At 64.3% G+C, this 26001-nt stretch carries 29 protein-coding genes and 1 tRNA gene; 9 read left to right on the top strand and 21 right to left on the bottom strand.

Annotated features, from left to right (window positions below):
* Positions 1–194: 194 nt before the first annotated feature.
* The 8 genes from AMS67_RS13430 to AMS67_RS13400 are packed head-to-tail and all read right to left on the bottom strand — an operon-like array spanning position 195 to position 4713.
* Positions 195–1631, bottom strand: coding sequence for a hypothetical protein (locus AMS67_RS13430; RefSeq protein WP_053387825.1), 1437 nt, complete (start codon positions 1629–1631; stop codon positions 195–197).
* Positions 1591–2019, bottom strand: a complete 429-nt coding sequence (locus AMS67_RS17455; RefSeq protein ID WP_156316677.1) for a hypothetical protein — start codon at positions 2017–2019, stop codon at positions 1591–1593. The genes AMS67_RS13430 and AMS67_RS17455 overlap by 41 nt, the downstream gene beginning before the upstream one ends.
* Entirely contained in the window at positions 1994–2485 is a 492-nt protein-coding gene (locus tag AMS67_RS13420; protein WP_053387823.1) for a hypothetical protein, read from the bottom strand. Before AMS67_RS13420 ends, AMS67_RS17455 begins: the two co-directional genes overlap by 26 nt.
* On the bottom strand, positions 2482–2682 hold the full coding sequence (locus AMS67_RS13415) for a helix-turn-helix domain-containing protein (protein ID WP_053387822.1): 201 nt from the start codon (positions 2680–2682) through the stop codon (positions 2482–2484). The genes AMS67_RS13420 and AMS67_RS13415 overlap by 4 nt, the downstream gene beginning before the upstream one ends.
* Complete coding sequence (locus tag AMS67_RS13410; RefSeq protein WP_053387821.1) at positions 2679–3590, bottom strand: helix-turn-helix domain-containing protein; 912 nt, start codon at positions 3588–3590, stop codon at positions 2679–2681. Before AMS67_RS13410 ends, AMS67_RS13415 begins: the two co-directional genes overlap by 4 nt.
* Positions 3587–3892 (bottom strand): hypothetical protein, encoded by a 306-nt coding sequence (locus AMS67_RS13405; RefSeq protein ID WP_053387820.1) that lies wholly within the window; start codon positions 3890–3892, stop codon positions 3587–3589. Before AMS67_RS13405 ends, AMS67_RS13410 begins: the two co-directional genes overlap by 4 nt.
* Before the next feature lie 14 nt (positions 3893–3906).
* Entirely contained in the window at positions 3907–4500 is a 594-nt protein-coding gene (locus tag AMS67_RS17450) for a hypothetical protein (RefSeq protein ID WP_156316676.1), read from the bottom strand.
* Positions 4501–4713, bottom strand: a complete 213-nt coding sequence (locus AMS67_RS13400; protein ID WP_053387819.1) for a helix-turn-helix domain-containing protein — start codon at positions 4711–4713, stop codon at positions 4501–4503. It lies immediately after the preceding gene.
* A gap of 109 nt (positions 4714–4822) precedes the next feature.
* Here AMS67_RS13400 and AMS67_RS16950 point away from each other — a divergent pair, with 109 nt between their 5' ends.
* Complete coding sequence (locus AMS67_RS16950) at positions 4823–5467, top strand: helix-turn-helix domain-containing protein (protein ID WP_082305520.1); 645 nt, start codon at positions 4823–4825, stop codon at positions 5465–5467.
* Positions 5468–5624: 157 nt separating this feature from the next.
* Positions 5625–6692: a tyrosine-type recombinase/integrase gene (locus tag AMS67_RS13395; RefSeq protein WP_053387818.1), complete on the top strand. Its 1068-nt coding sequence runs from the start codon at positions 5625–5627 to the stop codon at positions 6690–6692.
* A gap of 76 nt (positions 6693–6768) precedes the next feature.
* Here the strand turns inward: AMS67_RS13395 and AMS67_RS13390 are convergent.
* Positions 6769–6856, bottom strand: a tRNA-Ser gene (locus AMS67_RS13390).
* Between the two features lie 257 nt (positions 6857–7113).
* Between AMS67_RS13390 and AMS67_RS13385 the strand changes: the two genes are divergently transcribed.
* Positions 7114–7752 carry a hypothetical protein gene (locus tag AMS67_RS13385; RefSeq protein WP_053387817.1) on the top strand — a complete coding sequence of 213 codons (639 nt, stop codon included), beginning with the start codon at positions 7114–7116 and terminating at the stop codon, positions 7750–7752.
* 110 nt (positions 7753–7862) lie between these two features.
* Here the strand turns inward: AMS67_RS13385 and AMS67_RS13380 are convergent, their stop codons facing one another.
* The 3 genes from AMS67_RS13380 to AMS67_RS13370 all read right to left on the bottom strand — a co-directional run bounded on the left by AMS67_RS13380 (position 7863) and on the right by AMS67_RS13370 (position 11693).
* Positions 7863–9083, bottom strand: coding sequence for a glycosyltransferase (locus AMS67_RS13380; protein ID WP_053387816.1), 1221 nt, complete (start codon positions 9081–9083; stop codon positions 7863–7865).
* Between the two features lie 2 nt (positions 9084–9085).
* Complete coding sequence (locus AMS67_RS13375; protein WP_053387815.1) at positions 9086–10270, bottom strand: glycosyltransferase; 1185 nt, start codon at positions 10268–10270, stop codon at positions 9086–9088.
* A gap of 160 nt (positions 10271–10430) precedes the next feature.
* Positions 10431–11693 (bottom strand): MFS transporter, encoded by a 1263-nt coding sequence (locus AMS67_RS13370; RefSeq protein ID WP_053387814.1) that lies wholly within the window; start codon positions 11691–11693, stop codon positions 10431–10433.
* Between the two features lie 122 nt (positions 11694–11815).
* Here AMS67_RS13370 and AMS67_RS13365 point away from each other — a divergent pair, with 122 nt between their 5' ends.
* On the top strand, positions 11816–12130 hold the full coding sequence (locus tag AMS67_RS13365) for a helix-turn-helix domain-containing protein (RefSeq protein ID WP_053387957.1): 315 nt from the start codon (positions 11816–11818) through the stop codon (positions 12128–12130).
* A 9-nt stretch (positions 12131–12139) separates the two neighbouring features.
* Here AMS67_RS13365 and AMS67_RS13360 read toward each other — a convergent pair whose 3' ends face one another.
* From AMS67_RS13360 to AMS67_RS13335, 6 genes are all read right to left on the bottom strand, one after another.
* Positions 12140–13372, bottom strand: a complete 1233-nt coding sequence (locus tag AMS67_RS13360) for a class I SAM-dependent methyltransferase (protein WP_156316675.1) — start codon at positions 13370–13372, stop codon at positions 12140–12142.
* Positions 13360–13782 carry a heat shock protein transcriptional repressor HspR gene (locus AMS67_RS13355; RefSeq protein ID WP_239683945.1) on the bottom strand — a complete coding sequence of 141 codons (423 nt, stop codon included), beginning with the start codon at positions 13780–13782 and terminating at the stop codon, positions 13360–13362. Before AMS67_RS13355 ends, AMS67_RS13360 begins: the two co-directional genes overlap by 13 nt.
* 99 nt (positions 13783–13881) lie before the next feature.
* Positions 13882–14835, bottom strand: a complete 954-nt coding sequence (locus tag AMS67_RS13350; protein ID WP_053352073.1) for a DnaJ C-terminal domain-containing protein — start codon at positions 14833–14835, stop codon at positions 13882–13884.
* A complete protein-coding gene (locus AMS67_RS13345) occupies positions 14828–15433 on the bottom strand; it encodes a nucleotide exchange factor GrpE (RefSeq protein WP_053387813.1) in 606 nt (201 codons plus the stop codon). The genes AMS67_RS13350 and AMS67_RS13345 overlap by 8 nt, the downstream gene beginning before the upstream one ends.
* A 2-nt stretch (positions 15434–15435) precedes the next feature.
* Positions 15436–17286, bottom strand: a complete 1851-nt coding sequence (gene dnaK / locus AMS67_RS13340) for a molecular chaperone DnaK (protein WP_053387812.1) — start codon at positions 17284–17286, stop codon at positions 15436–15438.
* Positions 17287–17452: 166 nt separating this feature from the next.
* Positions 17453–17773, bottom strand: a complete 321-nt coding sequence (locus AMS67_RS13335) for a Dabb family protein (protein WP_053387811.1) — start codon at positions 17771–17773, stop codon at positions 17453–17455.
* Between the two features lie 161 nt (positions 17774–17934).
* Between AMS67_RS13335 and AMS67_RS13330 the strand changes: the two genes are divergently transcribed.
* The 5 genes from AMS67_RS13330 to AMS67_RS13310 all read left to right on the top strand — a co-directional run bounded on the left by AMS67_RS13330 (position 17935) and on the right by AMS67_RS13310 (position 23395).
* Entirely contained in the window at positions 17935–19254 is a 1320-nt protein-coding gene (locus AMS67_RS13330) for an MFS transporter (protein WP_053387810.1), read from the top strand.
* A 42-nt stretch (positions 19255–19296) separates the two neighbouring features.
* Complete coding sequence (locus AMS67_RS13325) at positions 19297–20496, top strand: sensor histidine kinase (RefSeq protein WP_053387809.1); 1200 nt, start codon at positions 19297–19299, stop codon at positions 20494–20496.
* Positions 20493–21113, top strand: coding sequence for a response regulator (locus AMS67_RS13320; RefSeq protein ID WP_053387808.1), 621 nt, complete (start codon positions 20493–20495; stop codon positions 21111–21113). Before AMS67_RS13325 ends, AMS67_RS13320 begins: the two co-directional genes overlap by 4 nt.
* Before the next feature lie 105 nt (positions 21114–21218).
* A complete protein-coding gene (locus AMS67_RS13315; RefSeq protein WP_053387807.1) occupies positions 21219–22052 on the top strand; it encodes a DUF4822 domain-containing protein in 834 nt (277 codons plus the stop codon).
* A 68-nt stretch (positions 22053–22120) separates the two neighbouring features.
* A complete protein-coding gene (locus AMS67_RS13310; protein WP_053387806.1) occupies positions 22121–23395 on the top strand; it encodes an ATP-dependent DNA helicase in 1275 nt (424 codons plus the stop codon).
* Between the two features lie 129 nt (positions 23396–23524).
* Here AMS67_RS13310 and AMS67_RS13305 read toward each other — a convergent pair whose 3' ends face one another.
* From AMS67_RS13305 to AMS67_RS18150, 3 genes are all read right to left on the bottom strand, one after another.
* Positions 23525–24304, bottom strand: coding sequence for a DNA alkylation repair protein (locus AMS67_RS13305; RefSeq protein WP_053387805.1), 780 nt, complete (start codon positions 24302–24304; stop codon positions 23525–23527).
* Positions 24297–24785 (bottom strand): MarR family winged helix-turn-helix transcriptional regulator, encoded by a 489-nt coding sequence (locus tag AMS67_RS13300; protein WP_053387804.1) that lies wholly within the window; start codon positions 24783–24785, stop codon positions 24297–24299. Before AMS67_RS13300 ends, AMS67_RS13305 begins: the two co-directional genes overlap by 8 nt.
* A gap of 96 nt (positions 24786–24881) precedes the next feature.
* On the bottom strand, positions 24882–25925 hold the full coding sequence (locus tag AMS67_RS18150; RefSeq protein ID WP_169782368.1) for a biliverdin-producing heme oxygenase: 1044 nt from the start codon (positions 25923–25925) through the stop codon (positions 24882–24884).
* Between the last annotated feature and the right edge of the window lie 76 nt (positions 25926–26001).

Here is a 26001-nt window from a genome sequence, read left to right as displayed (position 1 = left end):
TTCACTATCACCCTCCTTCCGGGTGTGATGCTCGAGTAGGAGCTGTCCGAGGTCTGCAAGGAGTTGCGGGATCTCGGTGTAGTCGATGGCGATTGGTCGACCGCCTGCGGGCAGAAGACGCACGACATCGATCTGTTCGCCGTCTGGTGTTCCCCATCGGGAGTGCCGCGCTTTGATGCGGAGAGTGGGTTTCGTCACGGCTGATTCCCTTCTCCGGTGTGCGGTAGTCCTGACTTTTCGTCAGCCCTGTCAGGGGTGGTCGAACAGGGCTGAACTTCGTTGGAATCATGCGGAAGTTGAGGCATGCTCGCCAGAGCTGACTTTTTGTCAGGGCTGACAGTGTTGAGACGGATTCTGACGCGCGGCCGGTTCTGATATTCGTCTCGCAGAACCTCGATCGCACTCGCACTCTCGAGCTGGTCGACTGCGACTTCGAAGAATGGTCGAATCTTCGTAGACAGTGCGATGCGGAGATTCGCCGCGGACTCCCACTCAGTAGTGGCTTTCAGGATGACGCGCTCTTTCGCCCGTTCAAGCAGCGCTGTCTCGGTGTGATCCGCGGTCACGGCTGCGGCCTCTGCTCTTGCTTCGGCCCGTGCGACGTTCGCGTTCTTTGCCACCTCTTCCAGCGCGTCCAGGCACGCTTTCCGCGTGGCATCGGACACTCGCATGATGTGGCTCGAGAGTTCCCAGTCGTCATCGTTCACGTCTCCGCGCTGATCAAACAGAGTGAGCGCCGCCGCGACTTTCAGTCGGGAGAAGAGAGCGTGGCCATCGAGCGCATCACCTTCCCCGCGCAGGCGAGCGATCTGCGCGCGGTCGATCGTCTCCCATGCGGTGTCGCATACTCGCAGTGTGCGGCGCCCGTCGATCGTCGGAAGAACATGTTCCCCCGGCATGTCCCACCGGATCACTTCGGGCGGGGCTGGGGCTCGGTCGGGCGCGTAGGGGTCCGTTGCCGGTAGCCAGATGAATCGCTGCGGTGTGCCTCCGTCCGCGTCTCGGAGGAGCGCACCAGAACGTGTGGGCTGTACGCCGACGATCATTGCCGCGCGGTACGAGTGTGCTTCGACGGGGAGCGTGCGGGCACTGTCGCGGTTCTGGAATCCGAGTGCTTCGCCGGACCACACTTTCCGCACCTCCGGCATCAGCGTGGAGCCTGTACGGTTTCCCGTTGCGGCGAAGGTGTCGACCTCTGCGACCTCGAACAGTACCGAGTCGGTGTGCTGCACGATCTCGGTATCGCCATCCTCGTTTTGCTCCCGTCCCACGAATGCGGCCGAGATGCCTTCGCCGGAGCCGAGGTTCGCACGAGCCACTCGGAGCGTGTGCATTCCGACCTCGAGCGCTTCATTTGCGGTGGCACCTGCTGCACCTTTGCCCTGCCCAGAGCGCCCCACGATGTTGAGGAACGTGTTCAGCGATCCCGGCCCGCCGACGATTGCCGGGAGGAGCACGTTCGGTGGAGTGTTCGTGATGATCTTCGCGAGGATGACTCCGAGGACTGCCCAGGGTGAAACGCGGCGAGCTCTCGCCCATTGTTGGATTGCGGTGAAGTGTGGTCGACTCAGCCAGAATGCTTTGTCGGGGTCATGCTGCTCGTTTTCCACGAGCTTGAGTGCTGCCGTCATGCGGCCTCCTCTGTGCAACGGCCGGCGTGATGTCGGCTCCAATAGAGTTGGTGTTCAGTTGTCGATCGGCCAATGCTTCGTAAAGCTCTGCTTCGATCCGGTCCCATTGCTCTTCGGTCGCGACCTCGAGAGCTTGCGAGAGGCGTGCTTCGAGTCGTGCACGCCGGTCTTTGTCGGTTTCGAATGCGAGGTTGTGAAGGCGGTTTGCCGCGCGCTCGAGCTGCTCGATTTCGAGCTGCCGTGAGGCTCTGCCGAGTGAGTACCCGACATGTAGGTACGCCTCTACGGCGAGGGGGAGATCTCCGAAGTGAAGATCTCCCCCCATAAACTGCTCGAGCCAACCCTCGAGCGTCGCGGTTGCCTTAGCGGTTATCGTCCGTCTGGTCATGCGGACCCCAGTCCACATCACGGACGATGTTCTCGAACCGTTCGTACACCTGAGCATTGGCGAGCGCCTCACGAGACCATTCGTGGAAATGCTTCAATGCTTCGTCGCGTGGACCGTCGTAACGGGGGTAGTAGTCCGTGACGCCGTAGTCCGCTGTCCACTGCTCGACCACGGGGGTTCCGTCCGCGTAGGTGCGCCCATCCGGGTGGATGTACCGCAGCTCTCCCAGACGTTCGTCGCGTGCGACGGGAACGTGCTCGGCAATCGCGGCGAAGTGCATCGTCTTGATCGCATCGATGTACTCGAGGAGATCTTCCGGGACTTCGTGCGCTCCTCCTCCGAGCTGATCGGTGACGTAGTCGAGCCGGTCGATGGTTCGCAGGGCGAGGGCTTTGAGTGTGTCGAGCGGGGTACTTGGCGGCGTGGTCTGTGTGACGTAGCCGGTGAGTGGTGTTTGGTCGGTCATGCGTTGGTCCTCTCGGAGACGTGCGCGGCGATCGCTGCTGCGGCACGGTGAATGTATTGGGGTGCACTACGGCGTTCGGATTCGAGGAGCTGAATGAAGGGCTCCGGCAGCCCGGTGAGCTCTGCTACCTCGCGGGTGTCGAGGCCGGCCGCTTCACGCTGCTGCCTGAGTGCGGTGCCAGTGATGATGGAACTCATGCGGTCACCTCCGCTGCGTTGAGGCGATCGCACTCGCCCTGCACCCAAGCGAAGTCGTTCGCGAAGTCACGGAGCATCTTGAGGCCGGCCGGACCATCGGGAATGATGTCGCAGTCGTTGCCCGCTTCTGCCTGCCATGCCTTGTCGCCCGCCCAACGGAAGCCGCGAACGATGTAGCGGTCATCCGGATGTTCGATGACGATGCAGACACAGGGCTCGTCCTGCTCATCGTCACTCCACGCGTGGAACGGCTCTACGCACCCGCGCATCGCGCACGGTCGGAGATCGTTCGGTTCGCCCTTGCCGTCATTCCAGAGATGGAGCGTCATCTGCCACCCGCCGAAGCTCTGGTTTGCGAACTTCTCGACTCTCCACCAGGTGTCCGCAGCGAAGCGTCCACGCTTGGCCTCGCTGATGACGCGCCGCGCGTTCGCGAGATCGCGGGACGATGCGCCAGCGAAGAGTTTGATGTTGAAGGTGCGGCCGTGCCCGGGTGCAACTGTGATGACGAACGCTGCCCGATAGAGCTTGCCGTCTTCCGCTCGCGCGACAGACACCTTCTTGTCCGAGAACGAGATGTGCTCGGAGAGAGGGTCAAGGTTCGCTGCGGCCCACATCTGCACTTCCGGTGAGGCTTCGAGGTTCCGCTTGATAGTTGTGAGATCTTCCCGGAGAACGGCTTCATTCTCGGGCTTCGAGAACAACGACTCCGCGGTGACGTTCAGCACTTCACAGAGGTTCGCGATCTCTGATGTGGTGAAGTCGATGTGCTGGGAGAGCTTGCGCTGCAGAGCTTCCAGAGACACCCCGATTCGCTCTGCCAGATCCCGGGTCTTGAACCCGCGACGGTCGATCGCGCGCCAGAGGTTGTCGATCACGATGTGCTGCTGCTCCACGACGGCGCTCATGCTGCGACCTCCTCAGGTGCCGTCACGATCTCGCACCAGGAGACGACCGTGAGGATGGCTTCAGCGAACGCTCGCGCTTCCTCGAGAGCGAGGTCGCGGCGGTAGGTCGAGACGGCGTCGATTTCCCAGCGCCCGTCTGCTTCGTCGAGCATCGCGCTCACCGACCAGGCGTCGGTGTACTTCGTGATGCCCTGGTGAAGCGATGGTGCCGCTTCGTCGTGCTGCTCGAGCTGGCAGCCTGGGACATGGCAGATGGAGTTGTTCGTGCTCGCATCGGGTGCGAGAATAGAAATAGCGGACATGATGATCCTCCTGATCAATTGTTCGGGCCCCCATCGAGAACTTGTTTGGTCGCAGTCTCGGTGGGGGTTTGCGTTGTTTCGGGGTAATGAGCGTGAACGGTGCCACGCTTGTCGATGCCGAATTTCAGCCTTGACAACGGAGCCGTATGCATTTGGGGAATCAGCAAGACTGAATCGTCTGACTGCTTGATCCACCAGGAACCTCGATGGAGTGGAACCTGCGCAACTCTTCCTCCAGACCACATGCCGTGGTCGTCAGGATCGAGAACGTAGACGGCCGGAGCATCCCTCTTCTTCGATCGGTCGACGCGATAGAACCGGTTAAGCCAATCTGCGAGCTCTACGGCCTTGATCGGAATAAGTCGCCCGTCGCGTGCTTGAAGGCAGTACGTCAGACGGTTATCAAAGAGGACTGGGGTTGTGCGGATGGCGTTGCCATCGGCGTCTTCCTCGACAACATCCGGATCAATCGATCCAGCCTCATCGACTCGAACGCGGAACCACTTTTGTTCCTGTTCGCTGTACTTGTTGCGACTCCCTCTGGGGGTTCCGGTGCGGTGCGAGCCATTCACGGGAAGGGGTGCTGCTTCGAGCAGCGGCGGGCTCATTCAGTCGCCCCCGTCGAAGAGCTTCAAGAACTTTTCACGAGGGATGAGCACACGGCGGCCAATCTTGATGGCCGGAATAACACCATCCCGAATGCCTGCCGTGATGGTGCGAGGATCGACGCCCGCGATAGCCGCCGCATCCAGTCGAGTGAGTGTTGCTGCCTGTGATGCGCGGGCCTGCTCGAGCGTCCCAACTGCTTGAATACTGGACACTGGGTCTCCTTTCCTTCTTTCGTAATCTCCTTGCTGAACTAGGAAGTTCGTTTCTGGGCCTAAACGCCCGAACTTGCATTTGTCAAACTCGGAATGTAGCTTCCTACTTATGGAATCGGAGAAGAAGCGCGGTAACGCTAAGGGTCGAACATCAGAGGTTGTTGCCGCACGGGTGAGGCAGGCACGCCAGGATGCGCAGATGGACCTTGCTGCACTATCGGCGAGGCTCACAGACCTGGGTTGGCCGATCCCCGTCGCAGCACTCAGTCGACTCGAGAACGGGAACCGTCGCGTCGATGTCGACGATTTGATGGCTATCTCTAATGCACTGCAGGTATCCCCATCCGACATGCTCATCCCATCTGAAGACGAGCACCCCCTCGGCACGACAATCCCCGCAGATCTATCGCTCGGAGAGGCCCGGGCGTGGGTGAGAGCAGAGATAAAGGATTTCTCCTCACACGAACGAAACAGTTACTGGTGGAATCGCCGTCACGCCGCAATAACGGCCTATGACCGATGGGCCAATGATGCCGAGAGGTGGGCAAAAATCCACGAGGAAAAACCCAACGATCCTGGCGCGCTCAGAATGGCCACCACGTTTAAGAACCTCATTGATGACGCGAAGCGTGAGATGGAACTATCCGGCGAGATGATTAAGAAGTATCCGCAGGAACGACCACACGAGGTCGGCCCTCCTTCTTTCGAACGATCCGAAATCTTCGGCTTCACGGCAGGCCCTCGCGATGACTAATTCCCCAAAGAAGCGAATTCGACGCCGGGGCCGTGGCTCTCTGCTGCCGTACGCAACGAAGGGCGGGGAGCGATGGAAGTTCCAGATCTACGTTCCTGTCGACCCCGATCACCCAGAAATGGGGGAACGTCGCTTAACTCGTGGCGGCTTCGGATCAATGGATGAAGCTGACGAGGCGCTGGGCAAGGCACTGGCGAAGCGTCGGAACCTCGAGAAGTTCGCGTCGAGCTCACCCACGATCAGTCAGTACGGAGATGAGTGGGTAAACGGGCTTCGTTTGGCAGCTTCCACGATTCAGGGTTATCGGAAGATCATCCGTAACCACATCAGCCCACACATCGGATCGCTTCGTGTCGACAAACTGACAGCGTCGCGGATTGCGCGGCTGTATCGCGAGCTTGAAGCGTCGGGACGACAAGACGGCGCGAACAAAGGACAGCCGCTCTCTGCAAACTCAGTAAACAAGGTCCACATCGTGCTCGGTGCCATCCTCGACACGGCAGTCGATGACGGCTTGATCGCCATCAATCCCGCGAAAAAGAAGCGCACGGTGAACGCGCCGGCCGGGAAGCAAATCAGGGCATCACGGCCGGAGATCCTGACATGGTCCGGCGCAGAGCTGCACGCGTTCCTGACATGGAACCGTGACACGTTCGACGACGATCTCTTCACACTCTGGCGCACGATCGCTTACACCGGGATGCGCCGCTCAGAAGCTCTCGCATTGCGTTGGGGCGACATCAACTTCCGCACAGCCAGCATCAGCCTCCGCCGCGCTGCAGACGTTACTCAGCGCAACGCGACGAAGACGACGAAAACTGGCTCCGCTCGCGTTCTCGACGTGGACGCTGACACGCTCGCAGCGTTGAAGTCTTACAAGGCCGCGCGGGGATCGATCTCGCTACAACTCGCGCGCGCAGAGTCGTACATATTCGGGAATCTTGTCGGCGAGCTGCGTTCGCCGAATGAGGTCAGTCGTCGTTGGACCTACCGTGTGACGCGGGCTCAGGAGACGATTGAGTCTCTCCCCCGCATCACCCTTAAGGGCCTTAGGCACACTCACGCCACTTTGCTGCTCGAGATGGGTATCCACCCGAAAGTCGTCCAAGAACGACTAGGCCATTCGACCATCACGACAACGATGAACATATACAGCCACGTGACACCCACGATGCAACGCTCAGCCATTGATGGGTTCGCGCGGCACGTCTCAGATGCTGGTTAGCACACAAGACGGCACATGAAACAGAAAAAGCCCCTCGCCTCGGAACAAAAAGTCCAGGTGAGGGGCTAAATCATTGTGGCGGAGGATAGGGGATTTGAACCCCTGAGGGCGTGAACCCAACACGCGTTCCAGGCGTGCGCCATAGGCCGCTAGGCGAATCCTCCTCACTGGCCGAAGCCAGCGCGATCCAGTCTAGCGTGTTCTCGTCACCGGTCAGAACCGAGGCGATCACGCGGTCGCGATCGACGCGCTCTCACTATAGAGGGGCGCCTGATCCAGGGCGGATGTGATCCCGTGAGAACCCTGAGCAGATCTGAGAAAACGTGGCCGAACTTGAAAGTAACAGAAAGGTAACGCATACTGGTTGAGGCGCACGGGCCACCGCCCGGCGCTTTTTGTTGGAAAGTCCGGAGTTTTACGAGTGAATTTATCTGCCAAGGCGTTCGTTGTCGGCCTGGTATCCACGGTTACCTTCGCCCTCGGCGCAGCACCCGCGGTAGCCGACGCGCCTCTTGAGGACTTCTCCTCCCCCGCCGCTTCCGTTCAGCCCGCCACCGCAGTGTCGCAGCAACTCGACACCACCAGCGAGGCACTGGCCGGCACCTCGATCGATTCGGTCCTCGAGATCGAAGAGGTCTCGAAGGTTCCCCACAACTACGACGTCAAGGCCGCGATCGCGCTCGCCAAGAGCGAGGTCGGCACGAGCCGCCCCACCGGCTGGAGCGCCCCGGGCGAGTGCATCATGTCGGCTCAGCGCTGGCTGCTCGCCGGCGGTGCCGCATGGACCGGCAGCGGCGACCCCGTCAACAACTACAAGGGCGCCACCCGCATGACGCTCGCCGACGCTGATGCGGGCGACATCATCCAGTACGAGTACACCTCGTCCCCCACCTCGTGGGTCACCGGCGTGCACACGGTACTGATCACCGCGGTGAACGATGACGGCACGTTCGATATCGTGCAGTCGAACAGCCCCGGCGGCTCCGGTCTCGTGACCGAAGAGACCAATTGGACCCCGGCTCCCCCGGCAGGCTTCACCGCCGCTGTGTGGCGCTTCTAAGTCGGCAGACAAACGCCAACGATTTCGCGAGAGGCCCGCACCCATTGGAGTGCGGGCCTCTCGCGTATGCGCGTGACGTCGGCCAGCGGCGAAGCATGCCGAGCTGCGGCTCAGCCTCGCTGATCGAGCGCGTCTGCGTACACTGCGAGCATCTCCTCGCTGCGCGCCGACTGCAAGAAGCGCGCCGACGTTTCGACCGAGACCCGGTACGTCTCGCCGTCGATCGCGCCGGCGAGGGCTGTGACGGCCTCGGTCAGGGTCGCGGCCAGCGCGTTCACGCTGCGGTCGGTCACCAACCACTGCGGAGTCACCGCGACGTCCTGCGCGATGTTGGGGTCGCAGAAGATCGTGGGTGTGCCGAGCGCCGCGGCTTCATAGGGGGTGAGCCCCTGAGTTTCGAAGCCCACCGAGGTTTGCACCAGCGCGTCCGCATCACGGATCGCAGCGAGCGCCTCCGCATACGGCACGGGCCCGGGAATCGTGACGCGATCGGTCAGCCCTAAGTCGGCGATGCGCTGCTGCACGCGCGGCAACAGCAATCCGGCACCGTGCAACGCGATATCAGCGTCAATCGCTGAGGCCGCGATCGCTTCGATGAACTCGAGCACCCGCTTCTCCTGACTCATGCGTCCGAGCCACACGAGCTTCGGTCGGCTGCGCGGCGAGCGCGACCGTTCCCGGGTCTCCGCGATCACGTCATCGTCGACACCCCCCGCCGTCACCCGCACCGACTCGGCAACGCCGTGTGCAACGAGTTCGTCGGCGAAGTGCTGCGACGGCGCCGTGACGATTGCAGCCTCGGCGGCGATCTCGGCGAGGTAGCGCCAGGCCCCTCGCGACGCCGGCGAGACTGCCCCTCGGGGCCGCCCGAGTGCGAGCGCACGCCACCCGCGCAGTCCGGCGAACGCGACAGGTGCGAACGGCGTCACCGCGCGCGTACCTGCGTCGACGTGGTTATGCATGGTGTGCACGATCGGCACACCGAGCCCACGCGCCGCACGGATGCCGATCAGGGCACCCCAGAAGTCACCTTGGATGTGCACGAGATCGACCGGAGGCAACGCTGCGAGTGCCCGCGCCAGAAACCGATCCGTGCGACGTCCGGGCCACGAGATGCCGTACTCGCGATCTGCGGTGATCGCCCGCGACGGCAAGTCGATGTACGCCCGGCGATCCTGCGCCGATGTCACATAGCCCGCCCGGTGCAATGCCGGAGCCGCGATCGTAACCCGGTGCCCCTGCCGCTCGAGCGCGCGCCGCTGCAGCCGAATCGCCACCTGCACCCCACCGAGCGACTCGGCGTGCTGGTCGGTGACGATGAGCACATGCACGGTCAGGCCCGCGCGTCGCCGCGGTACAGGCCCTCGAACGTGTCGAGGGTGCGATCGATGTCGTGCACCTGCACGGCGTCGAGCGAGGCCTGCTGCATCGTGCGGTAGTCGTCGGGTGAGAGCGCCAGAATGCGGCGGATGCGACTCGCGAGCTCACGATCATTGCCCGGCTGGAAGAGATAGCCGTTCTCTCCATCGTGAACGAGGTGCGGCAGCGCCATCGCGTTGGCCGCGACGATGGGCAGACCAGAAGCCATCGCTTCCATCGTCGCGATCGACTGCAATTCGGCGATCGATGCGATGGTGAAGATGCTGGCGTGGGTGAGGTGCGCTCGCAATTGCTCATCGGTGACACGACCGGTGAATTCCACCCGATCGGCGATCCCTAAATCAACCGCGAGCTTTTCGAGATTCTTCCGCTGATCGCCGTCTCCGACGACGGTGAAGCGCACGTCGAGCTCGGCATCGAGGCGCGGGATCGCGCGGAGAATCACATCGATCTCCTTCTCGAGCGTGACACGACCGACGAACACGAGCCGGTTGGCGGTGCGCGGGGTGAGGTCCGCCGTGTAGTTCGAGGCGCGCAGCCCACAGCTCACCGGCAGCACCCCGCGGCGGTGCGTGCTGCGCTCGAGGAAATCGGCAGCGCGACGGGTCGGCGTCGTCACGGCGGAGGCGAGACGCAGTACACGGTCGGCAGCGTTCCAGCCCCAGCGCACGAACACCCGCTTGGCCTTCTCGGGCAGCAGCGTGAAGTCGAGCACGTTCTCGGGCATGACGTGGTTCGTCGCAACGATACGAATGCCGCGCTTCGACCCCTCGATGGCGAGCGCGCGCCCGATCACGATGTGCGACTGGATGTGAATGACATCGGGCCGCACGCGATCGAGCAACTTGCGGGCGTAGCCGCGTGCCCGCCACGGCAGCACGAATCGCAGCCAGTCGTGCGGGTACCACCGCCAGCTCGCCCAGCGGTGCACCGTCATCTGCTCGCCCTCGATGGTCTCGGCGAACGATCCCGTGCGATTGTGGCGCTTCGAGGGAGCGACGACGTGCACATCGTGCCCCCGTTGCACCAGGCCGGCAGCGAGGCGCTCGGCGAAACGGGCCGCGCCGTTCACATCGGGCAGGAAGGTATCGCAGCCGATGAGGATGCGAAGCGGTGCCGGGCCTTCTGGGGTACTCACGGTGCGCGTGGTTCCTTCGGTCGATGCTGGGACGAGCCCGCGCGGCACGCCGCGCGGGAGCCGCGCGATGATGCGCGACGAGCTGCGCCCAGTCTACAAAGCGCGCATCCGAGCAGTCCTCAGGCGCGGCGGGGTCATTGACCCCCACCGCGCCCGAGCTTCACTTGCCGGTGGGCCCGTTCTGGCCGCGCCCGCCGCGCGTGTGCGGAATGTAGCGCGGGATCCACCTGGCGAATCCCATCGCTCCGAGCACCGCAAGCACTCCGGCAGCGCCACTCGCGAGCGGCAGCGACGCGACCGCGATACCCGAGATCGCGAGCGGCGCGACCGCACCGCCGAAATCGGTGAGTGTGCGCCAGGCCGCGAGGAACGGGGCCGGGTTTCCCTGCGGCGCGAGGTCGGCGCCGAGCGTCATATTGATACCGCTGGAGAGCCCGTTGCCGAGCCCGACGACGATGGCAACCGCGAGCAGCCAGTACCCAGCACCCGGCAGGTCGTGGCTGATCGACAGCACCCCGAATCCGACGGCCATCACGATCATGGCGGGCAAGCTCGCCCACAGGCGCCCGTAGCGATCCATGACCTGGCCGCTCGTGTAGAACAGTGCGAAGTCGACCGTGCCCGAGATGCCCACGACGAGCGCCACCTGCGTGGCGTCGAGCCCGATCGAGACGCCCCACAGCGGCAGTAGTACGTCGCGGATCGAGCGCATGCCCGCGAGGATCGCGGAAGCGCCACCCACACGCAGCAGCCCCGCCCCACCATCGCGCATTGCTCCCCACACACCGTCGCGCGGGGGCGCCGGCAGAGATCCCGTATCCGTGAGCTGGGGCGGCGCCGCGACGACGATGCGTTCGGGGTCGGGCGAAAAGGCGACGAGCGCGGCAGCGAGGATCAGGCAGACGACGAATGCCCACACCGGCGATTCGTGATCCGCCGTGAGCGCGATCAGCCCCGCTGCGGCAAACGGCCCGGCGAAGCGACCGAGACGATTGGTGCCACCGAGCAGCGAGAGCGCGCGGGCCCGAAACGCGATCGGCACCCGGTTCGTCATGAACGAGTGGCGGGCGAGCCCGAACGCAGCACCGGCGAAGCCGATCACGAACACCGCCAGCCCCAACACGGCGGGGCTGGGAGCGAAGGCGATCCCGAGCGCTCCGAGCAGCGCGACGCCCGCGGCGATCAGCATCGCCGTGCGCTCCCCCGCTCGCGCGACGACCCAGCTCGCGGGAAGGTTGCCGAGCACCTGGCCCACGACCGCGGCCGATGCGATCACGCCCGCGAGCCCGATGCCGGCACCCATCTGCACTGCGATGACGGGCACAAGGGGCAGGATCGCGTACTCGCCGAGCGAGAACAGCACCGAGGGCCCGTAGATGCTCGGGGCCAATTTCCGGAGAAATAGCGGTGCTGAGTTCGTCATATGGGTTCCAGCGTATCGTCGGCAGTGGTCGCGGAATGCGGCCTGACGTCTTGGTTTGATGCGTTTGCGCACAGGGTGTTTGGCTTCTGGTGCTGATCGCCTGGGTCTTGGACGATGGTGCGGTGTCCCAGACCCACTCAGATGCTGCCGTGAAGATCGGCCGGCGCGTGCGCGAGGTGCGCCATCAGCTGGGTATTTCGCTCGAGGACTTGGGTGAGTTGGCGCAGATCAGTTGGACCAGTATCGGCAAGATCGAGCGGGGCGTATCGAGCCCGACCGCGGAGTCGCTAGTGCGGATCGCTACCGCACTCGAGGTCGATCCCGGCGCTTTTCTGACCGGTATCACCGCCGACGACTACGGCACCCGGGCCCACCAGGTCACGGTGCGCGATCTGATTCGAGCGCGGGCGGGCGACGATCGCCGCCGCGGAGCCTGAGATGCTCCGTCACCGACGCCGCGCCGCCAGCACCGTGAAGGTTGCTGTACGCGCGAGCTGCTGCACGGGACCAATCTCGCGCTCGATCATCGATCGATAGGGCAGGTGCGAATTGAAGACGAGCCGCAGCTCGCCGCCCGGCGCCAATGCGCGACGACAGGCTCTGATGAGTCGCTGACCGACTCCGGCGTGCACCGTGGCTCCCGTGTGGAACGGAGGGTTCAGCAGGATCAGGTCTGCCCATGCGTCGGGTACCGCTTCAAGCGCGTCGGCGCGCTGCACGTCGATGCGATCTGCGACCCCGGCGGCTTCAGCGGTCGCACGAGTCGCTGCGACGGCCGCCGTCGATTGATCCGTTGCAATCACGCGTGCTGTCGGAAACGTTCGCGCCGCAGTCACCGCGAGCACCCCGTTGCCGCACCCAAGATCGACAATCTGCGTTGCCACGGGCGGCGCCGTCATCAGTGTGTCGATCAGTAGACGACTGCCGTGATCGAGCACCGGGCCGCCGAAGGTCGCCCCGAAGGCGGCGAGGCGGAAGTCAAGCGCCGCATCATCGCCCCAGCGCGGCGAGATCTCGCCGGAGTCAGTTGCGGCAACCGACCGCGGCGAGCTCGCCGTGAGCACTCGCGACTTGCGCCAGCCGAGCCCGGCAGAGACGTCGACGAATGAGCGGGCCAGCACGTCGTTCATGGTGCGCGTCATGTGTTTCACCCGGCCACCGGCGAAGACGCGTACGTCAGGGTCAGCCCACCGTGCGATCGCGGTCGCAATCTCATCGAGCGCGTCGAGCCCTCGGGGCAGTTGCAGCAGCACGAGGCGCGCCCCTGAGAGCAGTTCTGCGTTGAGTTCGTGAGCAAGGTATCGATCGGAGAACCCGAGCCGATCGGCGTTCTGCGCGAGCGCGCGCTCTCCGAGCAGCGGGTCTTGGTGGGTGCGGATCGCCGTGGCCCCGAGCGTGGCGAGCCCCAGTGCGAGCGCGCCGTGTCGATCACCGATGACGACGGTCTTGCCGGGTACGGCGATGAGGTCAGGGGCCGCGGTCGCGGCGGTGCGCACGATGAGGTGATCTGCGGCGTCGAATGCCTGGAGCTCTTCGGCGTCGAAGTCGGGATCACGGCTGAGTTGCGCGAACACCTCGGTGAGCCGGTCGTCGATGAGTGGGTGGCGCTCGCTCGGAGTCTCAGCGCCTGAGGCAGCCGCCGGATCGGGCAGGGAATCAGCACCGATCACGGGTGCCACACGACGACTTCCGCGTTTCGTCGCATACGCGTACCGCGCTTCAGCGTCACCACTTCGCCTCCGGCCGAGCCGGCCGCGAAGACGCGTCGGTCGGGGCGCTGCAGACGTTCTTCCGTCAGGGCCCGCTCGAGGTCGCGCACGCGCCCTTCGAGTTCGCGTACACGGTCTTCCAACTGCAGCACGCGACGGATGCCTTCGAGGCTCAGCCCCTCGGCTGAGAGTCGAGCCACTTCGCGCAGTCGGGCGACATCGTGCAGGGAGTAGCGACGCGTATTGCCACGGGTGCGCTGCGGAGACACCAGGCCGATGCGGTCGTACTGCCGCAGGGTTTGCGGATGCATTTCCGCGAGCTCTGCGGCTGCGGCGATCGCAAAGACCGGTGTGAAACGGTCCATCTGCGGAAGCGCCATGATGCTCACCTGCTTTCTGTACGTCGATGTTGCACGAGGCGCGAGGCGCGGCACGAGTGCATGACTCGGTACCGCGCCTCGCCCGATCGCATGTTCGAGTTACCCTTTCGCCCGCGCGAGCAGATCCTCGCGAGGGTTCTCCTGCGGTTCGACGGCACGAAACGCTTCGAGCGCCTCAGTGGCCTCGGCCGACAGGTGCGACGGCACCACGATCTGCACTTCGGCAAGCAGGTCGCCGGTTCCCTTGGAACTCGAAACTCCACGACCCTTCACGCGCAGCACCCGACCACTCGGGGTTCCGGGCTGCACCTTGAGCTTCACCGGGGCTCCGCCGAGCGTCGGTACCTCGACGGTTGCGCCGAGCGCGGCCTCCGAGAACGTCACTGGCAGTTTGAGCCGCAGGTTCTGGCCGTCGCGCTCGAATACGGGGTGCTTGCGCACGCTCACCGTCAGGATGATGTCGCCCGCCGGCCCACCGGTCGGACTCGGCTCACCCTTGCCGCGCACCTTGATCTTCTGACCGTCGGCAACGCCCGCGGGAATCTTGACCTTGACGGAGCCCGTGGACGCCTGCAGCGTCACGGTCTTGCCCTGCACGGCTGTTTCGAAATCGAGCGTCGTCGTGGCCTGAATATCGCGGCCGGGCTGCGGACCCCGAGGGGCCCCGCCGCCGAACATACCGCCGAAGAGGTCTTCAAAGCCTTGCGGACCGCCCGACTGAAAGTGGGTATTGCGCCCACCCGCGCCGCCGAAACGGCCGCCGAACATGTCTTCAAAGCCTTGCGCGCCGCCGCCCGAGGTGAAACGGGCACCGCCGGCGCCCATTGCGCGGATCTGATCGTACTCGGCCCGCTGCTCGGAGTCCGAGAGCACCGAGTAGGCCTCGCTGATCTCCTTGAACTTTGCTTCGGCTGCGGCATCGCCCGGGTTCGAATCCGGGTGATACTTGCGAGCGAGCTTGCGGTACGACTTCTTCAGGTCAGCGTCGCTGACGCTCTTCGAAACGCCGAGCAGCTGGTAGAAGTCTTTGTCGAGCCAATCCTGACTAGCCATCCGCTCCCACCGCCACCGCTACCTTGGCGGGGCGCAGCTCGACATCGCCGATGCGATAGCCCCGTTCGACCACGTCAAGCACGGTCTGCTGCTCGGTGCCGGGCACCGGCACCTGAGCGATCGCTTCGTGAAGCTGCGGGTCGAACACTTCGCCCGCTTCGCCGAAGCTCTGCACGCCGAGCCGCTCGAACGTACCGCGAATCTTCTGAGCGATCGTCGCGAACGCGGTGCCTTCGGTGAGGTCGCCGTGCTTCTCAGCCCGATCAAGATCGTCGAGCACGGTGAGCATCGGCGTCACGGCCGCGGCGATCGCGCGCTGCTTTTCGAGCAGCGCGTTCGCCTCAGTGCGCTTGCGATAGTTGGCGTACTCCGCGGTCAGGCGACGCAGATCGTCGAGATACGGGTTATTGGCGTCATCCGCCGCCGCCGCGTCCTCGCTCTGCTCGGCACCGAGAATATCGTCGACCGTGAGATCGGCCTGCGCGTCTTGCTCGGATGCCTGGCCGGCGGAGCCGGAGTCCTGCGACTCCGGCTCCTGAGCGGGAACCTCGTCAGCGTTCGGGTCTTGCCCGGGCGTGCGCTGTTCCTCGTTCGCCATGGTTACTTCTTCTCCTCGTCGTCTTCAACGACCTCGGCGTCAACCACGTCGTCATCGTTCGACTCGCCCTCGGCAGCCCCCTCGGCGGGTGCTTCGGCCTGAGCGGCGGCATAGATTGCCTCGCCGAGCTTGGTCTGGCTCTGGCCCAGCTTCTCGGAGGCGTTCTTAACCGCCTCGTCGTCTTCACCGGCCAGCGCCTGCTTCAGCGCATCGAGATCGCCCTGCACCTCGGTCTTGACGTCCTCGGGCAGCTTGTCTTCGTTCTCGGTGATGAGCTTCTCAACCGAGTACGCCAGCTGCTCGGCGTTGTTGCGCACCTCAGCGGCTTCGCGGCGCTGCTTGTCTTCCGCAGCGTGCTCTTCCGCCTCGCGCACCATGCGCTCGATATCTTCCTTCGAGAGCGTTGAGCCACCCGAGATGGTGATGGTCTGCTCCTTGCCGGTGCCCTTGTCCTTCGCCGACACCTGGACGATGCCGTTGGCATCGATGTCGAACGTGACCTCGATCTGCGGAATGCCGCGCGGAGCCGGCGCGATGCCGGTCAGCTCGAACGTGCCGAGGTTCTTGTTGTCGCGGGTGAACTCGCGCTCGCCCTGGAACACCTGGATGGCAACCGAAGGCTGGTTGTCTTCCGCGGTCGTGAAGGTCTCGCTCCGCTTCGTCGGAATCGCCGTGTTGCGCTCGATGAGCTTCGTCATGATGCCACCCTTGGTCTCGATGCCGAGGGAGAGCGGAGTCACATCGATGAGCAAGACGTCTTTGCGCTCACCCTTCAGCACGCCGGCCTGCAGGGCAGCGCCCACGGCAACGACCTCATCGGGGTTGACGCCCTTGTTGGGCTCGCGGCCGCCGGTGAGCGACTTCACGAGTTCAGTGACAGCGGGCATGCGGGTCGAACCGCCAACGAGCACGACGTGAGCGATGTCGCCCACCTTCACGCCGGCCTCTGCGATGACGTCCTGGAACGGCTTGCGCGTGCGCTCGAGCAGGTCCTTGGTGAGCTCCTCGAACTTGGCGCGAGTCAGCGTCGCGTCAAGGTTCGCAGGGCCGTTCTCCGTGAGCGAAAGGTAGGGCAGCTGAATCTGGGTGCTCATCGAGTTCGAGAGCTCCTTCTTCGCCTGCTCCGCCGCTTCCTTCAGACGCTGCAGCGCGATCTTGTCATTCGCGACGTCGACACCGGTCGAGGTCTTGAACTGCTCGATGAGCCACTGCACGACGCGCTGATCCCAGTCATCGCCGCCGAGGCGGTTGTCGCCTGCGGTCGAACGCACCTGGATGGTGGAGAAGTCGTCGTCCTTGCCCACCTCGAGCAGCGAGACGTCGAAGGTGCCGCCGCCGAGGTCGAAGACCAGGATGAGCTCGTCTTCCTTGCCCTTGTCGAGGCCGTACGCCAGGGCAGCAGCCGTCGGCTCATTGATGATGCGCAGCACGTTGAGGCCCGCGATCTCACCGGCCTCCTTGGTCGCCTGACGCTCGGCGTCGTTGAAGTACGCCGGAACGGTGATGACGGCGTCGGTGACCTTATCGCCCAAGTAGGTCTCGGCATCGCGCTTCAGCTTCTGGAGCGTGCGAGCGGAGATCTCCTGAGGGGTGTAGCGCTTGCCGTCGATCTCATCAGTCTTCCAGTCCGTGCCCATGTGGCGCTTGACCGAAGCAAGGGTGCGATCGACGTTGGTGACCGCCTGGCGCTTCGCGGTCTCACCGACGAGCACCTCGCCGTCCTTCGTGAAAGCGACGATCGAGGGGGTGGTGCGAAGGCCCTCTGCGTTCGCAATGACCGTGGGCTCGCCACCTTCGAGCACTGAGACCACCGAGTTGGTGGTGCCGAGGTCGATGCCGACTGCACGTGACATGTGTTCTCCTTCGTTCGTTGAATTCGGGAGGCTCATCGCCACCCGGAGTCTGCACTCGTCCACGGCCCCGCGAAATCACGAGTTCGAGGTTGAGCCTGATGGACTCAAGTTTACTCGGACCCGCATGAAGGTCAAGTTCACATTCGCAAACTTGAGTCGATCTCACTCAACTCTCAGAATCGCCCGCGAGTGGATGCGATTCGAAGTCGTACTCCTGATGCGACTCCACCTCTGTGACCCACCGGGTCGCAACGAATTCCTGGTGCACGGCGTGATCGTTGTACGCCTCGTACGCCGCCTGGTCGACGAACACCATGCTGAACTGCCACTCAAGATCGCTCTTCGAGCTGACCTGCCGATTCACCGCGAACTCGGTCACCCCGGGAATGCCCGTAAGTAAGCGATGGGCGGTTTCAAGAAACTCCTGCTCCTGCGTCGACCCGGCGGGGTGCACCAGACGAAAAACGACGGTGTGTTGCAGCGACATGGGATCTCCTGACGGTAATCGAACGTGGATTCCGAGCATACGCAGCACCTCTGACATCGACGGGGTCGGAAGCTCCACCTCGGAGAACGAGTGGTGTCTCGGCGCTGAACTCCGCGCAAATCGCCCGTGCTCCGGTGCTTGCACACAGCTACGCTGTCCCTATGACCGAGCACGTCCTGCCGGCCCCCTCCTCGTCGGGCCCCGCAGACATCGAATCCGTGAAGAAGCGCACCGTGTTCGCCTGGTCGCTGTGGGATTGGGGCTCGGCGTCGTTCAACGCCGTCGTCACGACGTTCGTCTTCAGCGTCTACATCACGAGCGCCCCGTTCGGCCCGGAGGAGCAAGTCTCCGCGCAACTGGGCGTCGCGCTGCTCATCGCCGGCGTGGTCGTCGCACTCTTCGCGCCGGTCATCGGTCGACTCACCGACCAGGCCGGGCGCCGCAAATTCTGGCTCGGCGTCAACACCGCCATCGTGGTTGCGAGCACCGTGCTCATGGTGTTCGTCGCCCCAAACCAGCAGTTCCTCATCTTCGGACTCTTCCTGCTCGCCGTGGGCAACGTCGCATTCGAGTTCGCGAGCGTGAGCTACAATGCGATGCTCGGCCAAATCGCCAACAACCGCAACGTCGGCAAGATCTCGGGCATCGGCTGGGGCATGGGGTACCTCGGCGGCATCGTGCTCCTCGCGATCATCCTGGTCGGCTTCATCTTCCCGGATGTCGGGTGGTTCGGGGTCACGGCCGAAGGTTCTTGGAACGTGCGCATCGCGATGCTTCTGTCGGCCGCCTGGTTCGCGGTGTTCGCAATCCCAGTCTTTTTTGCCGTCCCCGAGATCGAAGCCACACACCACCCGAAGAGCGGCGGGCGCTGGTTCTTCAGCGCCTACGCAGATGTATTCCGGAGCATTGCTGATCTGTGGCGCAATGCGCGCCAGACGCTCTACTTTCTGTTCGCAAGCGCCGTATTCCGCGACGGGCTGGCCGGTGTCTTCACGTTCGGCGGCGTGATCGCCGCCCGCAGCTTCGGTTTCGACAACACGACGGTGATCCTCTTCGCCATAGCCGCGAACGTGGTCGCCGGCCTTGCGACGATCGGCGTCGGAATTTTCGAGGATCGACTCGGCGCGAAGCGCGTCATGATCTGGTCGATTCTCCTCATGGTGGTCTGCGCGTTGCTCGTCTTCGCATTGCACTCCTTCGGTACCTGGGTGTTCTGGGTCTTCGGACTCCTGCTGTGCATCTTCGTCGGCCCAGTGCAGTCAGCAAGCCGATCGTTCCTCGCGCGACTCATTCCGGCCGGTCGGGAGGGCGAGATCTTCGGCCTCTATGCGACCACGGGCCGAGCCGTTTCGTTCCTCGCCCCGCTCGGTTTCACCGTGGCCATCGCCATTGGCGGTTCGACGATCTTCGGCATCATCGGCATCGGCATCGTGCTCCTCATCGGGCTGTTGCTCCTCCTGCCCGTCAAAGCGCGCGGCTAGGGTTCAACCGCAGTGTCGGCGGCTCCGCGTAGTCTCGGAGGTATGACCGACGCCCGCACGGATGCCGACCGCAGCCCGGCCCTCGACCTGACCGTTGACGCTGGCTTTGCGATCCTGCTCGCTGTCTGCACGTGGCGCTATTTCGTGTACCACCCGCTCGAGGGCACCGGAATACTCGCTTTGGTGCTCGCGATCGGCACGGGAATTGCCTATGGCATCGCGGTTGCGCGCCCGCTCGTTCGAGACACGGCACTCACGCAACAGCGCGTGGGCATTCTGCTCGCGACGGCGCTCTGGCTCCCGCTCACCGTGCTCGCCCCATCGTTTGGCTGGTGCGCTTTCGCACTCGTCTTTGCGGTGCACCGGGTGCTCTCGACACGCACGGCTCTGATCATCTCGACGATCATCGTCGTCGCCGTCAGCTTGGGGTTGCTCATCATGTCGCGGGGGCAAGATCTGGGTCTCGTGCTCGGCCCGTTCTTCGGCGGCCTCGTACTCTCGTACGCCTACGCCGCATTGACGCAGACGATCGCGGCGAAACGCGCCGTCATCACCGAGCTCACCGACACTCGGGCGCAACTCGCCCGGTTCGAGCGAGAGGCGGGCGCCCTCGCCGAACGCAATCGGTTTGCCAGCGAATTGCACGACACCGTGGTGCAACGAACGGCAAGTGCACTCCTCCTCCTTGAATCAGTGGACCAGCGAGGCGACCGAGCCGTGGCAGACGACACCGTGGCAGACGCGCGCGAGGCCCTTCGAGAAACACTCGTCGAAACCCGCCGGCTCGTGCACGGCCTCGCAGACCCCCGCACGACGGGAGTGACGCTCACGAGCGCGCTTCGAGCCGAGGCCGACGCCGCCGGAGCGCATTTTGTGATCTCCGGCACCGAAACCGACGTGCCAGACCCAGTCGTACATGCGTTACAACGGGTCACTCGGGAGGCATTGCTGAATGCCGCTGCGCACGCACAGGCCGACACCGTTCGGGTCACCCTGACCTTCTTCCCCACGTCCATCGGCGTCGACGTCGTCGACAACGGGTGCGGGTTCGACGCCGAGAATGCTTCTGAACCAGCCACGGAGCCTCGAATCGATGGCGGTGGGTACGGGCTCCGGGCAATGCGTTGGCGCCTACGCGATCTCGGGGGCGAGCTCGCCATCGAATCCCAGGTCGGGCAGGGTACGGTGATCGCTGCCAGCGTGCCACTGCACTGCGGGGACGAAGGGACGATCACTTCATGATTCGAATTCTGCTGGTCGATGACCACCCGGTCGTGCGGCACGGTATGCGTGCTCTACTCGAGACGCAGAGCGACCTCGAGGTCAGCGCTGAGGCCGGCAGCCTTGACGAGGCGAGTGCGCGTCTGGAATCGCATACGTTTGACGTCGCGCTCGTCGACCTCGATCTCGGTGAAGGGCTTCCCAACGGCTTCGACGTGACCCGCGCGATTCGATCAGCCCCAGACGCCGCGCGCGTCATCGTCTTTACTGCATTCGATTCAGATGCGGACGTCGTGCGAGCTGCAGATGCCGGAGCCGCAGGGTACCTCGTCAAAGACAGCCGACCAGAAGAGGTCTTCCGTGCCATCAGAGCAGCCGCATCCGGCGGTCGCGCGGGCAATATTGCCGAGCGCCTGGGTCGCCGATCCGAGCACCCCGACGACGCGTTGACGGCGCGTGAACTCGAAGTACTCACCTTGGCGGCAACGGGTCTGTCGAACCGCGATCTTGCGCGGCAGCTCGTCGTCAGCGAGGCAACCGTGAAGACCCATCTGCACCACGCCTTCATCAAGCTCGGCGCAGACAATCGTCAGGCCGCGATCGCAGCGGCGGTGAAGCGCGGAGTGATTCGCATCTGAGTTGCACCTCCGCGATATATCGCAGGTTCAACCAATCGGTTGATTCCCCCGTTCTGCATCGTTCGTAGCGTGGAAACACACGATCGCCGAAGAACAGGAACCCCGATGTCTGATCGCACCACCCCCTCCGCAGCCACCACGCCTCGGCGCACTCGCCGACCGCTGCTGGTTGCTACCGCCGTGGCCGCAGCGACGCTCTGCGTGCTGCCGGCAGGCGCTGCGTTTGCCGCTTCCGCCCCGGCTGCCCCTGCAGCATCGACGAGCGCGTTCGGCGCCGCAGCGGAGACCGCAGCACTGACCCCCTCGGAGACGCTCGCTTCGACCCCGTGGGAGACCACCAGCGCCGTCGACCAAAACGGCAACCCCGTCGCACTCGACGACGCCAACGTCGCAAACTTCGTCGGCTGGGCCTACTACAACATCGACGGCACCTTCACGATGTACAACCTCGACGACAGCCCCAAGATGCAGGGCGACTGGGAAGTCGCAGCCGACGGCTCCACCCGCACCATCACCGCACGCGACGCAGACGGCAACCCCCTCTTCACCCGCGTCGTCCCCATCACCGAACTCACCGACACCGAGTTCACCTACCGCGTGATCCCCGACGCAGCCAACCCCGGCGTCTACTACGACATCGTCCACACCCCCACGAACCACCCCGAGCCGACGCCCGGCACTGAGGATCCGGGCACCGAGGATCCCGGCACCACCGATCCGGGCGCCGAGAACCCCGGCACCTCGAATCCGGGCACCACTGACCCGGCGTCGACCGATCAGCCGTCAGCCGGCAACACCGCGGCTGCAGGCGCCAAGGCACCGGGTGCGCTGGCCATCACCGGCGCGAATGCTCCGGTCGTCGCAGGTATCGCCGCAGCACTCGCCGTGCTCGGAGGCCTCGCCGCCTTCGTCGTGCGGATGGTTCGTCGCGCAGGCTGATCCCGCGTCATCCACAACTGCCCCGGAGCGCGCACCCCACGTGCGCTCCGGGGCAGTAGCCTGTTCGGGTGGCCCGTCCTGAACTTTCTGCCGAGCAGCTCTCCGTGTACGAACGCATCGAACACACGCGCGAGCACCTCTTCATTACCGGGCGCGCGGGCACCGGTAAATCCACGATTCTGAATCACCTCTCGTGGAACACCAGCAAGATCATCGCGGTCTGCGCCCCGACCGGCGTCGCCGCACTCAACGTCGGCGGCCAGACCATCCACTCGCTGCTCCGCCTGCCGACGGGCATCATCGCCGACCACGATCTCGATCAGCCCGCTGAGCTCAAGAAGATGCTCGCCGCGATCGACACGCTCGTCATCGACGAGATCTCGATGGTCTCAGCCGACCTCATGGACGCAATCGATCGCTCGCTGCGCCTCGCTCGCGGCAAGAAGCATGACCCCTTCGGCGGCGCGCAGATCATCATGTTCGGTGATCCCTATCAATTGCCTCCCGTACCACCGCGCGACCCGCACGAACGCGCATACTTCGACGACACCTATCGGTCGCTCTGGTTCTTCGATGCGAACGTCTGGAGCACGACGTCACTCTCGACGATCGAGCTGCTCGAGGTGCATCGCCAGCGCGACGACCGATTCAAGCAGATCCTCGGCGCCGTGCGACACGGGGTCGTGGCCGAAGATCAGGCGAACGAATTGAATGCCGCAGGCGCTCGCCCCGCACCTCGCGATGTCATCACGCTCGCGACGACGAATGCGACGGTCAACCGCATCAATGCGCAACGGCTCTCCGAAATCAAGGGGTCCGCGCTGCGCGCCGTCGCCGAGGTCAACGGCGAGTTCCGCGAAAACACGTATCCGGCTGATGAGGTGCTCGAGCTGAAGGCTGGGGCGCAGGTCATGTTCCTGCGCAACGACTCCGACGGCCGGTGGGTCAACGGCACTATAGGCACGGTTTCACGCGTCGATGGCACTGTCTGGGTCGAGATCGGTGAAGAGGAGTTCGAAGTCGAACCGATGGTGTGGGAGCGATACCGCTACCGCTACGACGCGGAGACGAAGAAGCTCGAGAAAGAGGTGGTCGCCGAGTTCGAGCAGTTCCCCCTCCGTCTCGCATGGGCGGTCACCGTACACAAATCACAGGGACACACCTACGATGCCGCGGTCGTCGATCTGGGACCTCGTGCGTTCAGCGCTGGGCAAACGTATGTTGCGCTCAGCCGCGTGCGTTCACTCGATGGACTGTACCTGCAGCGCCCGTTGCAACCGCGCGATGTGATCGTCGACCCCAACGTTGTGCGTTTTATGCAGGGACGCGAGGAGAAAGCGTAGCTTTCGCAACTCGTCCCTGGCGCCGCAACAGCGGCGGCCCACGGAGCGAAGCGCGGGGTGGCGGGCGCGAAGAAAACGCGTAGCGTTTTCGCTCGCCCGCGGTGCCGCTACAGCGGCAGCCTTCAACGGTTAACCGGTTGGCGATTTGACGAGTGACCGGAGTCCACGTGAGACGATGCGTTTCGTCGCGGGGTTCTCACTGTCGGCTTCCCATTCCGCGCAAAGCTGCTGCGCCCAATCGGGTCGTGTTTTCGCGGCGTCATTGATCCAGTTCGCGACTGAATCTTGCACATAGCGCGACGGGTCCGCTCGCAACGGTCGCAAGATCGGCTCTCCCAGCTCGGGGTGCTGCTTGAGTTCGGCGATGTGGGTGGCCCAGACACCTCGCGGGCGCAGCGACTCGCACGCGAAACGGCGTACTCGCTCTGATGGGTCAGCGGTCCACGTCACGAGCACCTCAATGCTTCGTTGGAGATCGGCGCTGAGCTGGGGCCGTGCCGCCATCCACGCCCACTCACGCACTGCGAAGTGGGGGTCGTCCGCAGACACTCGCAGGTCATTGAGCAGCGTGTTCACCCCCTGGGGCTCGCGCGCGGCGACCGCGAAGCAGTACCAGCCGCGCACCGTGTCCGAAGCGTGGTGCGCCAATGCTGCCGTGGCAGCAGCATCCAGTGCGCCGCGGAGGAGGGTGCCGGTGCGCGTCATGCGCCGCAGAATGCCGACATCGGCGGCTTCGCGAATCGACGCCCGAGTGGCTGGATCGATGTCCGGGAGCACGTGCTCGAGGAGCTCGACGTGGTCGACCGCGAGTGCTTCTGTGAGCGTGCGCGATTCGGCGGTTCCGCTGTTGAGCGCACGCGCATGCTCCGACGAGATATCGGTGCGGCGTGCCGCACCCCGCTCACTCATCGCCGGGCACCGCAACAGTGTTGTGCTGCATTCGGGCGAGCACATCTTCGGCGGCCTCGAAATCGGCTTCCGAAAGGCCCGATTCGAGCTGCTGCATCCATTCGGCGTAGAGCGGCGTGAGTGCAGCGAGCAGGCGAGTGCCGCTCGCGGTGAGCGACAGCAGGTGGGTGCGGCGATCCGACGCATGCGACTGACGTTCCACCAGCGCACCGGTGACAAGGTGCTCGACGAGACCGGTGATCGTTGCGGGGGTGACCTCTAATTGGCGTGCGAGATCTCGCGGGGTGACGTGTTGCCCCGATTCGATCGCGAGGAGCACCGCCAACCGCCCCTCTGAGAGACCGTATTGTTCGAGAAGCTGCGCACACGCTTCGTCAATGCGGCGTGCCGTGGTGAGCACGAGCATAACGAGCCGGCCCTGCCCGTCCGCAGCGATTCGCGAGAGCAAGAGTTGCTGTTTTGCGCCGATAAGTTCATTCATAAGTCACCATACTACTTGGCGCCTAATGAAAATTGCACGCGATAGATAGAAGAGGGGAACGAGCACTGCCCGTCCCCCTCCGTCTCACGATGCCGTCTAGGCTGCAGCGAGCTTGGCTTTGCCGAGGTCGCGGAACACCTCGGTGTTGAAGGCGTACGCACGACGCACTTCGTCAAGCATGCGCGCACGCTCGGCGTCGTCGAGCTGTTCACCGAGCACGTCGAGTGCAGCGCGGTACTCGTTTTTGAAATCGCCGAGGTCGCCGAGCGCGGTGAAATCGTAGAACGCGATGCCTTCACGCGGAAGTTCATGCTGCTTGGCGACGCGCTTGGCGATGTACTGCCCGCCCGAGAGGTCACCGAGGTAGCGGGTGTAGTGGTGGGCGACGACGCCGGCGACGAAGCCGTCAGCGGCGACCTCGCGAATGCGCGCGGCATACTCGACGGTCGCCGGAACCGCCTCGATGCGCTCTCGCCAGTCGGCGCCGATCAGGTGCACGAGGTCGGCCTCGAGGGCCGGGATACGCACGAGAGCAGGGGTGTGGAATCCGACGAAGCGCGGGTCGGCGGCGACCTGCTCGGCGGCGGCTTCGAGTGCTTCATACATGAAGTAGTGCTGCGCGACGAGATCGATGTAGTCCTGCAGCGTGCCCTTGCCGCGCATGATGTCTTCCATGAAGGTGGCGCCTTCGCTGTCGGAGTGATCCGACCACGAGCTCTCGCGAATCACGACGGAGAACGGCCGCTCGCCGGCAGAAGCCTCGGCGGTCTCGGAAGATGCGCCGTGATGCCCGTGCGCTGCGTGGGCATGATCACCCGAGTGATCACCCGCCGGCTCCGCATGCTCGTCGCGAGCAGGAACTCCGAGCTTCGCGCACGCCGCCTTGTACAGTTCGACGACCTCGCGACGAATCTCGGGCCGTTCGGAGATCTCGCCGCCCGGCCACGCAACCGAAAGCTCGTGCTCGCCAGCGGCATCGACGACGCGCCATTGGCCGCCCGCTCCCGTGACGCCGACCATCGTGCTGGAGCGCGCCTCGGGGTACCCGAACGCTTTCGCGATCAGGAGATTGTCATCGGTGTGGTCACCGTTCATGTGCCGGGTCACACCGGCGATCACGTCATCCGCAAAAATGGTCACCCGGCCATTCTAGTAAGGACAGCCTCACCTCGCCCCACCGGGCAGCGTTCTTCCCAGATCCACACAGTAGACTCCC

The sequence above is a fragment of the Leucobacter japonicus genome, assembly GCF_001273855.1.
GTDB classification, from domain to species: domain Bacteria; phylum Actinomycetota; class Actinomycetes; order Actinomycetales; family Microbacteriaceae; genus Leucobacter; species Leucobacter japonicus.
This window is presented reverse-complemented; position numbering and strand designations above follow the sequence as displayed.

Coding starts and splice junctions, on each gene's coding strand:
- AMS67_RS13395 (WP_053387818.1), top strand. CDS start 5,625: ATGGATGAAGCTGACGAGGCGCTGGGCAAGGCACTGGCGAAGCGTCGG.
- AMS67_RS13330 (WP_053387810.1), top strand. CDS start 17,935: ATGACCGAGCACGTCCTGCCGGCCCCCTCCTCGTCGGGCCCCGCAGAC.
- AMS67_RS13345 (WP_053387813.1), bottom strand. CDS start 15,433: ATGGCGAACGAGGAACAGCGCACGCCCGGGCAAGACCCGAACGCTGAC.
- AMS67_RS13320 (WP_053387808.1), top strand. CDS start 20,493: ATGATTCGAATTCTGCTGGTCGATGACCACCCGGTCGTGCGGCACGGT.
- AMS67_RS13405 (WP_053387820.1), bottom strand. CDS start 3,892: ATGTCCGCTATTTCTATTCTCGCACCCGATGCGAGCACGAACAACTCC.
- AMS67_RS13315 (WP_053387807.1), top strand. CDS start 21,219: ATGTCTGATCGCACCACCCCCTCCGCAGCCACCACGCCTCGGCGCACT.
- AMS67_RS13410 (WP_053387821.1), bottom strand. CDS start 3,590: ATGAGCGCCGTCGTGGAGCAGCAGCACATCGTGATCGACAACCTCTGG.
- AMS67_RS13350 (WP_053352073.1), bottom strand. CDS start 14,835: ATGGCTAGTCAGGATTGGCTCGACAAAGACTTCTACCAGCTGCTCGGC.
- AMS67_RS13420 (WP_053387823.1), bottom strand. CDS start 2,485: ATGACCGACCAAACACCACTCACCGGCTACGTCACACAGACCACGCCG.
- AMS67_RS13300 (WP_053387804.1), bottom strand. CDS start 24,785: ATGAATGAACTTATCGGCGCAAAACAGCAACTCTTGCTCTCGCGAATC.
- AMS67_RS13325 (WP_053387809.1), top strand. CDS start 19,297: ATGACCGACGCCCGCACGGATGCCGACCGCAGCCCGGCCCTCGACCTG.
- AMS67_RS13430 (WP_053387825.1), bottom strand. CDS start 1,631: ATGACGGCAGCACTCAAGCTCGTGGAAAACGAGCAGCATGACCCCGAC.
- AMS67_RS13335 (WP_053387811.1), bottom strand. CDS start 17,773: ATGTCGCTGCAACACACCGTCGTTTTTCGTCTGGTGCACCCCGCCGGG.
- AMS67_RS17455 (WP_156316677.1), bottom strand. CDS start 2,019: ATGACCAGACGGACGATAACCGCTAAGGCAACCGCGACGCTCGAGGGT.
- AMS67_RS13355 (WP_239683945.1), bottom strand. CDS start 13,782: ATGGCGCTTCCGCAGATGGACCGTTTCACACCGGTCTTTGCGATCGCC.
- AMS67_RS16950 (WP_082305520.1), top strand. CDS start 4,823: ATGGAATCGGAGAAGAAGCGCGGTAACGCTAAGGGTCGAACATCAGAG.
- dnaK (WP_053387812.1), bottom strand. CDS start 17,286: ATGTCACGTGCAGTCGGCATCGACCTCGGCACCACCAACTCGGTGGTC.
- AMS67_RS13415 (WP_053387822.1), bottom strand. CDS start 2,682: ATGAGTTCCATCATCACTGGCACCGCACTCAGGCAGCAGCGTGAAGCG.
- AMS67_RS13370 (WP_053387814.1), bottom strand. CDS start 11,693: ATGACGAACTCAGCACCGCTATTTCTCCGGAAATTGGCCCCGAGCATC.
- AMS67_RS13305 (WP_053387805.1), bottom strand. CDS start 24,304: ATGAGTGAGCGGGGTGCGGCACGCCGCACCGATATCTCGTCGGAGCAT.
- AMS67_RS17450 (WP_156316676.1), bottom strand. CDS start 4,500: ATGAGCCCGCCGCTGCTCGAAGCAGCACCCCTTCCCGTGAATGGCTCG.